General features: G+C 68.8%; 7 protein-coding genes and 4 pseudogenes. 4 read left to right on the top strand and 7 right to left on the bottom strand.

Translation table 11 applies throughout. The features are described from left to right. The first annotated feature begins 435 nt into the window (after positions 1–435). Positions 436–3153: a SpoIIE family protein phosphatase gene (locus ACWBNA_RS42915; protein WP_482710033.1), complete on the top strand. Its 2718-nt coding sequence runs from the start codon at positions 436–438 to the stop codon at positions 3151–3153. 87 nt (positions 3154–3240) lie between these two features. Here the strand turns inward: ACWBNA_RS42915 and ACWBNA_RS42910 are convergent, their stop codons facing one another. After that, positions 3241–4368 (bottom strand): PP2C family protein-serine/threonine phosphatase, encoded by a 1128-nt coding sequence (locus ACWBNA_RS42910; RefSeq protein ID WP_482710032.1) that lies wholly within the window; start codon positions 4366–4368, stop codon positions 3241–3243. Between the two features lie 223 nt (positions 4369–4591). Further along, a pseudogene (locus ACWBNA_RS42905) lies at positions 4592–4951 on the bottom strand (transposase); the annotation flags it as partial. Between the two features lie 223 nt (positions 4952–5174). On the opposite strand from ACWBNA_RS42905, the pseudogene ACWBNA_RS42900 reads away from it, so the two are divergent. After that, positions 5175–5644, top strand: a pseudogene (locus tag ACWBNA_RS42900) (helix-turn-helix domain-containing protein); the annotation flags it as partial. On the opposite strand, the pseudogene ACWBNA_RS42895 reads toward ACWBNA_RS42900, so the two are convergent. From ACWBNA_RS42895 to ACWBNA_RS42880, 4 genes and pseudogenes are all read right to left on the bottom strand, one after another. Then, a pseudogene (locus tag ACWBNA_RS42895) lies at positions 5631–6312 on the bottom strand (alpha/beta fold hydrolase). The pseudogenes ACWBNA_RS42900 and ACWBNA_RS42895 sit on opposite strands and share 14 nt — an antisense overlap. Positions 6313–6463: 151 nt before the next feature. Further along, positions 6464–7609: an L-dopachrome tautomerase-related protein gene (locus ACWBNA_RS42890; RefSeq protein ID WP_482710031.1), complete on the bottom strand. Its 1146-nt coding sequence runs from the start codon at positions 7607–7609 to the stop codon at positions 6464–6466. Positions 7610–7767: 158 nt separating this feature from the next. Next, positions 7768–8286 carry a nuclear transport factor 2 family protein gene (locus tag ACWBNA_RS42885; protein WP_482710030.1) on the bottom strand — a complete coding sequence of 173 codons (519 nt, stop codon included), beginning with the start codon at positions 8284–8286 and terminating at the stop codon, positions 7768–7770. A gap of 56 nt (positions 8287–8342) precedes the next feature. Further along, positions 8343–9155, bottom strand: a complete 813-nt coding sequence (locus tag ACWBNA_RS42880; RefSeq protein WP_482710073.1) for an oxidoreductase — start codon at positions 9153–9155, stop codon at positions 8343–8345. A gap of 450 nt (positions 9156–9605) precedes the next feature. Between ACWBNA_RS42880 and ACWBNA_RS42875 the strand changes: the two genes are divergently transcribed. After that, positions 9606–11129: an FG-GAP repeat domain-containing protein gene (locus ACWBNA_RS42875; protein WP_482710028.1), complete on the top strand. Its 1524-nt coding sequence runs from the start codon at positions 9606–9608 to the stop codon at positions 11127–11129. Positions 11130–11504: 375 nt separating this feature from the next. Here ACWBNA_RS42875 and ACWBNA_RS42870 read toward each other — a convergent pair whose 3' ends face one another. Next, on the bottom strand, positions 11505–12488 hold the full coding sequence (locus ACWBNA_RS42870; RefSeq protein WP_482710027.1) for an aldo/keto reductase: 984 nt from the start codon (positions 12486–12488) through the stop codon (positions 11505–11507). Positions 12489–13185: 697 nt separating this feature from the next. On the opposite strand from ACWBNA_RS42870, the pseudogene ACWBNA_RS42865 reads away from it, so the two are divergent. Continuing rightward, positions 13186–13430, top strand: a pseudogene (locus ACWBNA_RS42865) (DNA-directed RNA polymerase subunit alpha); the annotation flags it as partial.

Below are 13430 nucleotides of genomic sequence, written 5' to 3'. Positions count from 1 at the left end.
AGCGACCTAACCCCGGGGGCACAGGGGCCTGTTCGGGCCGTAGTATTCCGGGCGATTTGAGCGAGCGCTGCCGACGCGTCAGCGTCGTCGGGTAACGGCCTCTCGGGTGATCCATACGGGGCATTTACCACATAAGCGTATCCGAGGCGCCGACGGCGGCCCAGCGATCCACTGCTTCTTCGCCCCCGGTTGTGGGCGGCCTCGCCTCTTCAGAAGCGAGCGACGGCGGCATCGTGACCTTGGCCCCGCCGTGGCCAGCGCTCGGTGACGGCGGGGGAATCCGACAGTGGCACTTCCGTCATGTAACGGCATCGGGCCGGGCTCGCACGGTGGTGCTATGAAAGGTGTATGCAGGTATCTCTCGGACGATATCTGGCACCGTGGCGTCATCCGCGCACGGAACGTTCGCCTGATCGTCGCGTCTCTTTGCTGAACATGCACAGTGCGGCCGGGCAGGTGTTCCTTCTCCAGGTCGTGATCGTGGTGCTGCTGGTCGTGACCGCGGTGACCGCCTTGGTACTCCAGGCGGCACGTGACGCTCTGAGGGAGGGGCGAAGGGAGTCGGTCGTCGCGGCCCAGTCGTTCGCGAGTGCGCCCGGTGTTGTCGAGGCGTTCCGCAGCCGGGACCCTAGCGCGGTGCTGCAACCGCGAGCCGAAGAGGCGCGGAGGAGAGCGGGTGTGGATTTCGTCGTCGCCATCAGCACCGAGGGCATTCGTCACACGTATCCCTACCCGGAGGAGATCGGGAAGAAGTTCGTCGGCACCATCGCACCGGCGCTGGAAGGCCGCACCGTCGTCGAGCAGGCCGGCGGCCCGCCTTTGCCCGCGGGGGAGGGAACGGCCGTGCAGGCGGTGGTACCGGTGACCGACTCGCGCGGCATGGTGGTCGGCCTGGTCTCCGCAGGGATCACGGTCAAGAACGTGTCGGGACTGTGGATGCCACAGTTGCCGATCATCGTCGGCGCCGGCGCGGCAGCGCTCGCGCTCAGCATGGTCGGGACGACCCTGGTGGCCCGGCGGTTGCGGCGCCAGACGCACGGTCTGGCCCCGGCGGAGCTGGCGCGGATGTACGAGCACCACGAGGCCGTCCTGCACGCGGTGCGGGAAGGGGTGCTGATCACCGACGCCGACGGGCGACTGCTGCTGGCCAACGACGAGGCGCAGCAGTTGCTGGGGCTGTCGGCACAGGCGCAGGGATGCCCGGTCCGGGAATTGGGACTGCCGGAGCCGATCACAAGCCTGCTCACGTCGTGGAAGGTGGTGACCGATGAGGTACATCTCGTGGGCAACCGCTTGCTGTCGGTGAACAAGCGGCCAACGTTCCCGCACGCGGCCCGCGACGGCAGCGTGGTGACGTTGCGGGACACCACCGAGCTGGCCGCGGTCTCGGGGCGGGCGGAGGTGGCGCGGGAACGGCTGCAACTGCTGTACGAGGCAGGGGTGGGCATCGGGACGACGCTGGATGTGACGCGGACGGCGCAGGAACTGGCCGAAGTGGCCGTGCCGCAGTTCGCCGACATCGTCGCGGTGGATCTGCTGGAAGCGGTGCTGCGAGGGTGGGAGCCGACGGCCGAGGGATGGCGGTACCTACGGCGGGCGGCGATCGGAGGCCAACAGCAGGGGATGCCCTTGTACCCACTCGGCGAAGTGATCGCTTTTCTGCCGGACACTCCGCAGATGTGGACGCTGCAACAGGGACGGGGCGTTCTGGAGGCGGACCTGGGAAAGGCGCGCGGCTGGCAGGAGCAGGACCCGGATCGTGCGCGTGAGGCCTTGGACCGCGGGATGCATTCCCTGGTCGCCGTGCCCCTGCAGGCGCGGGGTGTGCCTCTGGGCGTGGCGAATTTCTACCGAACGGGGGACTCCCCAGCGTTCGAGCCGGAGGAATTGTCCTTCGCGGAGGAGATGGCCGCACGCGCGGCGGTGGCCATCGACAACGCTCGGAGATTCACCCGCGAGCACACGATGGCGGTCACGCTGCAGCGCAGCCTGCTGCCCCGGGGGCAGCCGGACCAAGACGCACTCGAGGTGGCCTGGCGGTATCTGCCGGCGGAAGCGGGGGTGGGCGGGGACTGGTTCGACGTCATTCCGCTCCCCGGCGCACGGGTGGCGCTGGTGATGGGCGATGTCGTCGGTCATGGGGTGCACGCGGCGGCGACGATGGGACGACTGCGCACCGCGGTGCACAACTTCTCCGCTCTAGACCTCCCCGTGGACGAAGTGCTCGGACACCTGGACGACCTGGTCGTGCGCATGGACAAGGAGGAGAGCACCGACGGCGCCCTGGACCACCATGAGGGAGAGGGCGTAACAGGCGCAACCTGTCTGTACGCGATCTACGACCCGGTGGCGGGGACGTGCACCATGGCACGCGCCGGACACCCCGACCCGGTGGTAGTGGGGCCGGACGGGTCCGTTGACTTCGCCGACGTGCAGGCCTCCGCCCCGCTCGGGCTTGGAGGCTACCCCTTCGAGACCGCCGAGATGTACCTGCCAGAAGATTCACAGCTGGTGCTGTACACCGACGGCCTCGTGGAGGACCGCACCCGCGACCTGGACATAGGGCTGGATTCGCTGCGCCGGGCGCTGGACGGGGCCGCCGGGCGCACACCGGAGGAAGCGTGCCAGGCGGTGATCGACGCGTTGAGGCCCGCACACTCCACCGACGACATCGCGCTGCTCGTGGCACGTACCCGACTGTGGCCGCCGCCCTCGCGCGTGGCCGAGTGGGACGTGCCGTCGGACCCCGCGGTGGTGCCCTCGGTGCGGGCACAGTGCAGGGAGAAGCTGGCGGAGTGGGACCTGGAAGACCTCGCGTTCACCACGGAGCTGATCATCAGCGAGTTGGTCACGAACGCGATCCGCTACGGATCGCCACCCGTCAAAGCGCGGCTGCTCTACGGACGCTGCCTGATCTGCGAGATTTCGGACGCCAGCGGCACCTCCCCGCATCTGCGGCGGGCGACGACCACGGACGAAGGCGGGCGGGGGCTGTTCCTCGTGGCCCAGTTCGCACAGCGATGGGGCACGCGGCACACGCCCCGCGGCAAGGTCATCTGGGCGGAACAGACTCTTCACGACGGCGTATCCGCACCAGCGTCCCCCACACAGGTCGACGTACTCCTCGAGCAGTTCGGTGATGCCGCCCTTTGAGGCCGGACGGCACCGCGGATGCCGCGGAAGCGGCCCGACCGAGGCCACGCGAGTCCGCCAGTAAGTCCCGGCACGGTTCCCGGGCACCTACGCGCAGTGGTCCTCACCTGGGGCGTGCCGGCAGCGCACGGCGAGGGCTGCGATGTCGTCGTCGAGCCGACCGCTGCTGTAGTGGAGCAGATCCCGGTGTAGCCGGCCCAGCAGCTCCCGGGGCGGCGCCATGGTATGCCGCCCCATCCAGTCGGCCAAAGGGAAGAACTCGCCGGCGCGGTCACGGGTCTCTGTCACTCCATCGGTGTAGAGCAGCATGTGATCACCCGGGCCGAACGGGACGGTCTCGACGTAGTAGTCGTCTCCGAGGAGCGTCGCGAGATTGAGCGGTGTAGAGGCGGTGGTGGGCTCGACGACGTGGACCTTCCCGCGCCGCACGAGAAGCAGTGGCGGATGCCCGCAGTTGAGAACTCTGACCTGCCCGCTGCCGTACGGGATCTCGGCGATCAGAGCGGTGGCAAAGTGCTCCAGCCGGTCACGGGCCACGCTCCCCGCGCTGTAGCGGGCGATACTCATCTCCAGCCGATGGATGATGCTCCTCAGGTCCGGCTGATCGTACGCGTTCTCCCTGAAGCTGTTGATCACCGCAGCGGCCGCCCCCACCGCCGACAGGCCCTTGCCGCGCACGTCGCCGATGAGTAGCCGGACACCGTACGAGGTGTCGGCCGCCTCATAGAAGTCGCCTCCGATCCGGGCCTGATCCTGGGCCGCCAGATACAGCGCCTCGATCTCGACGTCCTGCATGCGGAACGGCAGCGGTCGCAGCAGCACCTTCTGGGCCGCGTCGGCGACGAGCCGGACCTGGAAGAGCGTCTCCTCCCGCTGGAGTCGGAGATGGCTCGCATACGCTGCCGCCAAGGTGACCGCGATGATCGCGGCAGCCGTGTACGGCGTCCCCAGATCTGCATAGACGAAGCTGAGACCGATCATGATCAGCAGGCAGAACGCCCCGAGCAGCACCGTCGGGAGCACGGGCCACATCGCGGCGGCGAGAGCCGGTGCTGCGGGCAGGAGGCGGCTGAAAGCGATCTCCCGCGGAGTGGAGAAAGCCAGGCCGGCGATGAGGACGGTGACCATCAACGGTGACAGCAGTACGGCTTGCTGCCGACCACCGTACGGACGGTTGCGGCCCCGGAGCCATCCTGTCCTGATCACATAATGCATCCTATCCGGGATGAATCGGACTTCGAGTGGTCAGAGAGCAGGCGCTCATACGCGACGATCAGCCGCTTGAACGGACCTCCCAGCCGCCCGGCGCGACGCTCCGACGCGGGCCGGCCCGGCGGTCAGGCCACGGGCACCGGGACGCGCTGCGGCGTCCTGGCTGTCGTACTCCAAGCCGTCGAGAACGATGTCCCCGTTAGCCCGTGGGAGAGGGTTAGGGGTCCTAGAAGGTGCCGTCGCGGGGCATTGCGAAAAGCACGTCCCCCGTCGTCTCGCGAGGTAGAGGAGGGCTTGGGTGTGGTGTTTGCCCTGCGCGATCTTCTTGTCGTAGTAGGTCCGGGCGACCCGGTCGGCGATGGCCGCGAGCGCGGATAGGAAGAAGGCCCGTTTTTAGCTGCTTGTTTCCTCGGCGGGAGGGCTGTTCGCAGCGGATCGACGAGCCCGAACTGCGGGTCGCCGGAGCGAGTCCGGCGTAAGCGGCGAGGTGGGCGGCGGACGGGAACCTGCTGCCGTCGTCGACGTCGATGAGGATCCTGGGGGGGGTTCGGGGTGGGCGCGGTACCAGCGGGCCGGGTGCCGCCGTCCGGAACTGTCCCGGCGACGTCGACGCCGACTTCCACCACCAGCTCGGGCCGCACGGGGGTGACGCTGGCCTTGCCGACTCCCCGCAGCTGCACCCAGCCGCACGCTGAAAAGCCCAGAGCCTGCCTGCTGTTGTCCGCTAGTGCTGTGGCCAGGAAGTTCACAGGATTGGTGGTCGGAGCGGTCGTATAAAGCGGTCGTCCGATCCGACTGCTGGGGGGGCGGTGGCTGAGCCTGTCCGTGTGCGCAGGTTGACCGACCAGGAAGGGCAGAAGCTGCAGCAGATCGTGCGACGGGGCAGTACCAGCTCAGTGCGGTACCGGCGCGCGATGATGTTGCTCGCTTCGGCCGGCGGCAACCGGGTGCCCGTGATCGCAAAGCTAGTGCAGGCCGATGAGGACACCGTCCGCGACGTGATCCATCGGTTCAACGAGATAGCCTGGCCTGCCTGGACCCTCGGTGGGCGGGAGGCCGTCCCCGCCTGCTCAGCCCTGACGACGAGGACTTCGTCGTGGCGACGGCCACCACCCGCCCGATCAAACTTGGTCAGCCCTTCACCCGCTGGTCCATCCGCAAACTCGCCGCCTACCTGAGGAAAGTACATGGCCGCGTCATCAGGATCGGACGCGAGGCGTTACGGTGCCTGCTCGCCCGCCGCGGCATCCCCAATTTAGGCACCGCTAGGAGTTGGCGGCCTCCGACAACACGCGGGCGAGTTCGCGAGGGCGGGTGGTCATCGGCCAGTGGCCCGAGTCGAGGTCCACGTACTGAAGGTGGGTAGCGCGGGCGAGCTCAGGACTCTCGCCGGCGGCGATCCACTCCTTGGCCTGGGCGGGGGTGAACTCGGGGCACACCACCACCACGGGGACGTGGAAGCGGCCCTCGTTGGTCAGGCGCACGACTCCCCTGGTGACCGCCTCGGGGACAGGAATAGCGGTGGACGCGAAGCGGTCCCGGGCTTGCTGGTCCAAGTCGGCGGCGTCCGCGCTCTCGAAGTTCCCAGCCCGGGAAGGGCACAGCGCCGCCCTCGATCGCGAAGTGATCTGCGTAGGCCCGCCCATCGGCGGCGGGGAAGCCGCCGATCAGGGCGACCTTGGCCACCCTCTCCGGTCGTGCGTCGGCGGCCAGCCAGGCCAGGGTCGATGCTGCCGAGTGCCCTACTACCAGTGGTTTTCCGGGTGCTGCATCAACCGCGGCGACCACCACTCCCAGCTGATCGTCAAGCGTCGCGGAGGCAGCGCCGTCGCCCTGGCCTGGGAGGGTGAGCGGCACGGGATGGTGGCCGAGCGCAACGAGTTCGGGCACGACGTCGTCCCATGCGGATCCGTCGAGCCACAAGCCAGCACTGAGCAGGATGTCCACGGTCGTTCTCCCGGAGAGGAGTCAGATCTGGTTGTCGGCACGTTATCGGGAGGCTCTGACACCGGGCGGCTCACCCCAACCCGACCCGGCGAACCTACGCGGTCACAGCACTAGACAGCGGCCAGGCAGCCACATGAGCGAGCCGGAGATGTCACACGAGTCTGACCGGCCCGGCGTCGATCGGCAGGCGGACCAGGAGATAGGGCCTGCGGCGCAGGTCCTTGCCCTCGTGGAAGGGCGACAGCCGGTTGAGCTGGTTGGCGATGGCGTACAGGTGCCGGTCCGAGGCGACGGACAGGGTGTCGACCCAGATCAGGTCGTGCCCCTGGGCGAGGGTCCGGTAGGTGCCGTTCGGGCTCCTGCGCCAGAGGGAGTTGTGTTCCAGGTCGCCGCCGTAGAGCCGCCCCTTGTCGTCGCTCTCCAGACCGTCGGCCATCGGCTTGAACCCGAGGTCCTCGACCGTCGCCGCCACCTCGGCGTCCGTGGCGTCCGGGTCGGCGAGGGCGCCGGTGGACACACTGTGCAGTCGACGGCTGGACAGCGGGCAGTAGTAGAGGCGCGTGCCGTCGGCGCTGAGAGCGATGCCGTCGGAACCGGTCTCGTAGTACGTGGGCTCGCCGTCCGCGGGGCGGACCATGAAGGGCTCGCCCTCGATGACCGGAAGGAACCGTGCGTCCGCGAGCGCCGAGGGATGCCCGGCCAGTCGCCGCCAGGAGCGGCCCGTGGCGAGGTCGACCACGATCACGCCGTTCGAGCCGCCCGAGTCGGTGACGAACGCCATGCCCTCGGCGCCGCGCCGCAGGTCGAAGCGCACGTCGTTGGGGTAGCTGTTCGCCGGCACCACCTCGGGCGGGAAGAGGATCGTCCGTACGATCCGGTCGGTGCGCATGTCGACGGCCACTAGCTTGGGGCCACCATAGGAGGACCCGGCGAACAGCGGGCTTCCCGTGTCGAGGATCCACAGCCGGTCGGCCGGGTCGACGACGACGCTCTGCACCGACTGGAAGTGCCCGGCCAGGTCGGAGGCGTCCTCACGGTTCACCTCGGCGTCGGGATAGGCCACCGGCTTCCCACCCCGCAGCTCGGCGACGGTGAACGGAACGTCGTCGCCCCAGCGGGGAAAGTTGACGAACACCCGGCCGCGGCGCGAGACGGTGACACCCGTCGGCATCGCGTCCCAGAAGCGGGCAACGACCTGGTAATTTCCGGCCGTTGAACCGGAGGCGTAGGCGGGCGCTTCGAGTTGCGTGGCGGCCAGCGACGCGGTGGTCGCCGTAAGGAACGTACGTCGTTTCATGCGAGCGTCTCCTGCTGGGTCAAGTTGCCCGAAACCGCTGCGAGTTGCCGCGTCACCTCGGCGCGTGGAGGATCGGCCGGACGCCGCGAAGTCGCCTGCCGCTACCAACAACACTCCTGGAAGGGCAACGGGCAAAACGCCCAGTGGAGCTGGTTCTCTCAGGCCTGTCGGGCTGTCGGCCGGGTCAGCGGGACCACGCGGCGGTCCCCGAAAGTGACCATCGCGTGCACGGGCGCGGCGCTGGCGCGCATGAGCGCCGCGACACCCCGGCGGCCCTGCCGGCGGGCGAGCTCCGAACCGGCGCTGACCATCAGGGCGGTGAGGGCCGGCATCGGACGCCCGAAGAGCGTGATCTCCTTGATGCGTGCCTCGTCGTCGAGCCGCAGCAGTTGCGCCTCCTCGAACGGCTGGGATCCCACCCGCGCCCGGTAGAACAGCCCGTACGCGTCGCCCTCGCCGGTCTGCGTGTGGAAGTGGATGTCCTCGACCGCCGTGAACGCCGAGGTCAGGAAGTCGCCCAGCTGGTCAGGTCCCTCGAAGCGGAACTGCTCGGTGAGCGGCGAGCCGAGCACGACGTCCCGGCTCAGGCACGCGACCGCGGCGTCGACGTCACCGCGTTCTGAGGCGGCACGCCAGCTCGCGACGGTGGCGGCGGCGGAGTGCAGGGGCTCGGACATCGGTCTCTCCCGGTATCGACGGCGCTAATGGTTTTGCGGGCGGCGGAGGTCGGGAGTCAGCCGGCCAGCTTGTTCATCGTGCGGATCTGCTTGTCCAGGACCCAGGCGGGAACGAAGCGGAGGAGGCGCGCCCGTCCGGCCATGGGACCGGCGGCGTAGCGCAGTTTCGGCTTCCTGTCGGTCGCTGCCGTGACGATCGTCTTGGCCACCACGGCGGGGTCGTCACCACCCTTGATCGCCTCCGTCATCAGGCGGTCGAAGATGTGCCGCTGGTCCGCGTAGACCTGCAGGGGCGTGTCGGGCTTCGCGCTGTTGGCCTCGAATCCGGTCCTGGTGTAGGCGGGTTCGACGAGAAGTGACCGGACACCGTACTCCCGGACCTCGTGGTCCAGAGACTGGGAGTAGCCCTCGATCGCATGCTTGGACGCGCCGTAGACGGCCATGTAGGGAGCTGGGATGAACCCCTGCACGGACGAGAGGTTGATGATGCGCCCGCGCCCCTGGGCACGCATGTGCGGCAGGACCTCCTTCACCATGCGCATGACCCCGAGGACGTTGATGTCGAAGACGCCCTGGGCCTGCGCGACGGAGGTCTCCTCGGCCGCACCTATCGAGCCGACGCCGGCGTTGTTGACCAGGACGTCGATCCGCCCGAACCGGTCGATCACCTGCTGGACCACGGCGGTGACCGACTTGTCACTGACCACGTCGAGGTCGAGGAACGTCACACCGCCGAGCGGGGCGACACGCGAGGTGTCGCGGCCTGTGCCGACCACGTCGAACCCCGCTGCCACCAGCGCGAGCGCGGCTTCCTTTCCGATGCCGGAGGACGCGCCCGTCACCAGGGCCACCGGCCGATTTGTCGTCATCATGCACTCCCGAACTCATGTGGGAAACCGATCGGTTTCGCCTCGCCTCACTGTAAACCGATCGGTTTCCACGCGCAAGCCCAAGTACGACGGTGCTTCCCCGACCACGGGGGGCGTCGAGGCGGCACCGCTGTGTTCCTCGCCAGCCGGCCGCTCCAGCGGGACTTTCACCGCGCTGGAGCCGAACACCAGGTATGTGGGAGATCACCCACCTCCCCATCGGCAACGGCCAATTCCTCTGTCCTGCAACGGCGTTGGACCTGTGCTCGAAATGCCTGACGGGCAGGTGACGGTCTGCGCGGCGACGGCACTCACGCCTCGGCCAGATCAACCCGGTCGCCTACGTACGGCCGCTCAACTACGTTGACCACCGCAGGGCAACCGGTGTCCGCCATCACGGGGAAGGCTTCGTGGGCGCAACCTTTGGGGTGGACCGGGAGTCTTACCGTCATGCGGAAACGTGCTCTTGCCTGCTTCGGCGTCCTCCTGGCCGTCACCACCGCCTGCTCGGGCAACGGCACCGCTGACAAGCCGAAGCAGCGCCCCACCTCCGCCGCCTCCGGCTCCAACAGCACCGCCGACGGACCGACGCCGCGACGCGCCGCCGCTTCCAGGGCGTCCGACTTCAACGGCGACGGCTACGGCGATCTGGTCGTCACGGACTCCGGCGCCACCGTCCAAGGCGTCCACGACGCTGGACAGGTGGTCGTGGTCTACGGCTCCGCGAAGGGCCCCGACACCGCCCAGTCCCAGGTCATCGACCAGAACGACCTGGGACTGGGCAAGGCCGGGCAGGGCGGCGGCTTCGGCTCCCGCTCCCTCAGCGCCGATCTCGACGGCGACGGCTACGCCGACCTCATCGCCACAGCGGGCAGCAAGTCCCTCTTCGTCGTCTGGGGCGGCAAGGACGGCCTGTCCGGAGCGGCGGCCCGGCTGACCGGCGCGTCACCCGTGACCGGCGACTTCAACGGCGACGGCCACACCGATCTCGCCGCCATGGACGCCGAGACGAACGTCGGCACCACGGGCACGGTCGAGGGTGCCGCCACTGTGGCCCTCGGCCCGTTCACTCGCGCGGGCAGAGCGCACAGCACCGTCCCGTCAGACCTCGCCCCGGGCGGCAAGCCCGACAAGGACTACTACATCGCCACCCCCTCCGCCGCCGGGGACGTCACCGGCGACGGCCGCGACGACCTCGTCGTCACCTGGTCGCACGTCTACGCCGACGAAGCGCTCACCCCTCGCGCCACCGTTCTCTATCCGGGTGCACCCGACGGCCGCCTCATCGCGGGCCCACGCCTGAAGGACGCCCAGGGCCAGGACCTCTACGGCCTGGCGTCCATCACCGCCGACATCGACAAGGACGGCTACGCGGACATCGTCATCGGCCTCCCCTGCGACGACGCCGCCGAGCCCCAGACCCCACAAGGCGGCAGCCAGGTCGCGGTCTCGTACGGCGGTCCCGACGGGCAGAGCACCAGGCTCAAGCCGGTTCGTATCACCGAGAACGCCGCCCTGCCGGGATCACCACAGTTCGTCGTCTGCACCTTCGGCCGCCCCGGGTCCGCCGGCGACACCAACGGCGACGGTTACGCCGACGTCGCCGTCACCGGCACGGTGGGACGCGGCTACGACGACGGCCGACCCACCGTCATCCTGCTGCTGGGCAGCGCCAACGGACTGACCACGCACGGCGCCCAACTCTTCAGCCGGCTCTCCCCGGGCATCCCCGGACCGGACGACAACACGGCCGGCTTCGGCGACGACACCGTACTGCTGGACACCGACCGGGACGGCGCGGCGGAACTGGCGATCAGCGGCAGCCAACTGCCGGGCGCCACCGACGCCCCGATCGTCTGGGTGCTGCGTGGCTCCGCCCGCGGCATCACGACCTCGCGCCTCATCACTTTCGACCAGGACAGCCTGGGCCTCGACCTCACCACCGGCCGCGGCCACTACGGCTTCGCCCGGTGAGCCCGCTCACGGCGGTCGGGGCCGTTCGCCAGGCCGTGCAGCGGCGCGCTCGCCACCTGGCACCGACAACGATCGGCTGCGCCGACCGCTGCTGTACGGCAAACGGTGTCCACGCTTCGGCGGGGCGCCCCCTTCTACGTGACGGAACGGCAGTCGCTCGCCGATCACGTCACGGTCACCTGGTTCACGCGGCGGCAGCCCGTCCAGGAGACCCGTCACCCGGCACAGACCAAGCCGTATCGGCGCGGAACATCAGCTCGTCCCCGAGGCGCGAGCACGATCGGCCGGGGATGATGACAACCAGGTGGGAAAGACAACCAGGTGGGAAAGGCTCCCTGATTGATGATCGGCCCACGGATCTCGGTGCGGTGATCGTCAATCGTGCACCGGTGCCCGCTCGTCCAGGAGGCCTTCGCTTCGCAGGTCGTCCCAGACCTGTGCCGGGATCTTCGCGCCGAATGCCGCGACATTGCGGCGTACTTCCTCCGCGGTACGCATTCCGACCACGATCCCCGAGACGACCGGATGGCGGAGCGGAAAGGCCATCGCCAGCTCCGGGAGCGTCACACCGTGTGCCTCGCAGACATCGGCGATACGCTGCGCGCGCTCCAGCACCTGCGGGGCGGCCGGCGCGTAGTCGAAGGTCGCGCCCTCGGCGGGCCGGGCCGTGGCCAGCAGTCCGGAATTGAATATCGACGCCGCAAGAACCGAGACCCCCCTGTCCGAGCACGCGGGCAGCAGTCCGTCGAGGGCGCTCTGGTCCAGAAGCGTGTAACGGCCGGAGAGCATCACCACATCGACGTCCGACTCCTCGACCAGGCGGGTCAGCTTGCCAGGGTGGTACATCCCCGCGCCGACCGCCCCCACCAGCCCCTGGGCACGCAGTTCGGCCAGGGCCGGATAGCCCTCGCGCAACGCGTCCTCGAAGCGCTCCTCAGCGTCGTGCAGGAACAGAATGTCGATACGGTCGACGCCCATCCGTTCGAGTGAATCTTCCACGCTGCGCAGAACACCGTCCCGCGTGAAGTCCCACACGCGGCGGTGCGTGGCAGGCACCGCAAAGCTTTCGTCCATTCGGCCCGCCGGGTCCTGCGGGACCAGCAGCCTGCCCACCTTCGTCGACAGCGTCACCTCCTCGCGGGGCTTACCGCGCAACAGGCCACCGGTGCGGCGCTCGGAGTGCCCGATGCCGTAGTGAGGAGAGGTGTCGAAGTAGCGAATCCCGCTCTCCCACGCCGTCTCGAGGGCGCCCGCGGCAGTCTCGTCGTCCAGCGGCGCGAAGAGCCCGCCGAGTGGTCCGCCACCGAAGCCCAGTTCCGTGACCTGCACCTTGCTCTTCCCGAGCCGGTTCCGCCTCATCCACCGTTCCCCTCATATGGCTTGTGACGCTGGACCATGATGCTGTGGCCCTGGACCACCGCGCCAAACGGATTCCCACACACGCGGGGCGTGATCCGCCGAACAGGTCCTGATTTCTCCCGGTCGCAGAGCGTGTCGCGTTTCTTGACCCGAGCTGGTTCTTCTTCGGTAGTCGCAGCGAGAGACCGCGGCCTGGTCGCGTGTTTGCGATCACAGCCGGTTCAAGGCGTGGAGCCATCTCTCCTGACGTAGCGGCGACCTCGTACCGATCGAAGCCGCACTCGCTCTTCATGGCCTGAAAGCGCTCCTCGATCGCCCAACGGCTGCCGACGAGCCGGACCAGGTCGGCGACCTTGACGCGGACGGCTGCGTAAGAGAGGTAGAAGAGCGAGTTGCAGCGTGTCGCAGAAAGCCGTGACTTTGCAGGTCAGAGCCCGACCGCTGCTGTGCTGATCACGCGGCCCGGTCGTGGCCACACATGCCTGCCTGCCGGTCCTGCCCGTCCGAGAGTGGACGCAGGCAGAGCATAAACGGCCGTGGGGGCGGTGGGCGGAATGGAGGCCCTGAACCTCCTCGCTTCGTAGGGGGCACGGGCGGTTCGGCCTGGGTGGAGACCGCGTCGCCGGTACGGCCCGTACCCTTCATGGTGTCCAACGGCGTCACATAGCGGGCGCCAAACCACTGGAGGCAACAACTCGTGCTGATTGCTCAGCGTCCGTCCCTGACCGAAGAGGTCGTCGACGAGTTCCGCTCCCGGTTCGTGATCGAGCCGCTGGAGCCGGGCTTCGGCTACACCCTTGGCAACTCCCTGCGCCGTACGCTTCTCTCCTCGATCCCGGGTGCGGCGGTCACGTCCATCCGCGTCGACGGCGTTCTGCACGAGTTCACCACCGTGCCGGGCGTCAAGGAGGACGTCACCGACCTGATCCTCAACATCAAGCA

The organism is Streptomyces sp. Q2, assembly GCF_056820935.1.
This window is presented reverse-complemented; position numbering and strand designations above follow the sequence as displayed.

What these genes read in the sequence shown, in the direction of transcription:
- ACWBNA_RS42915 (WP_482710033.1), top strand. Translation starts at nt 436, where the DNA reads ATGCACAGTGCGGCCGGGCAGGTGTTCCTTCTCCAGGTCGTGATCGTG.
- ACWBNA_RS42870 (WP_482710027.1), bottom strand. Translation starts at nt 12,488, where the DNA reads ATGAGGCGGAACCGGCTCGGGAAGAGCAAGGTGCAGGTCACGGAACTG.
- ACWBNA_RS42885 (WP_482710030.1), bottom strand. Translation starts at nt 8,286, where the DNA reads ATGTCCGAGCCCCTGCACTCCGCCGCCGCCACCGTCGCGAGCTGGCGT.
- ACWBNA_RS42910 (WP_482710032.1), bottom strand. Translation starts at nt 4,368, where the DNA reads ATGCATTATGTGATCAGGACAGGATGGCTCCGGGGCCGCAACCGTCCG.
- ACWBNA_RS42880 (WP_482710073.1), bottom strand. Translation starts at nt 9,155, where the DNA reads ATGACGACAAATCGGCCGGTGGCCCTGGTGACGGGCGCGTCCTCCGGC.
- ACWBNA_RS42890 (WP_482710031.1), bottom strand. Translation starts at nt 7,609, where the DNA reads ATGAAACGACGTACGTTCCTTACGGCGACCACCGCGTCGCTGGCCGCC.
- ACWBNA_RS42875 (WP_482710028.1), top strand. Translation starts at nt 9,606, where the DNA reads ATGCGGAAACGTGCTCTTGCCTGCTTCGGCGTCCTCCTGGCCGTCACC.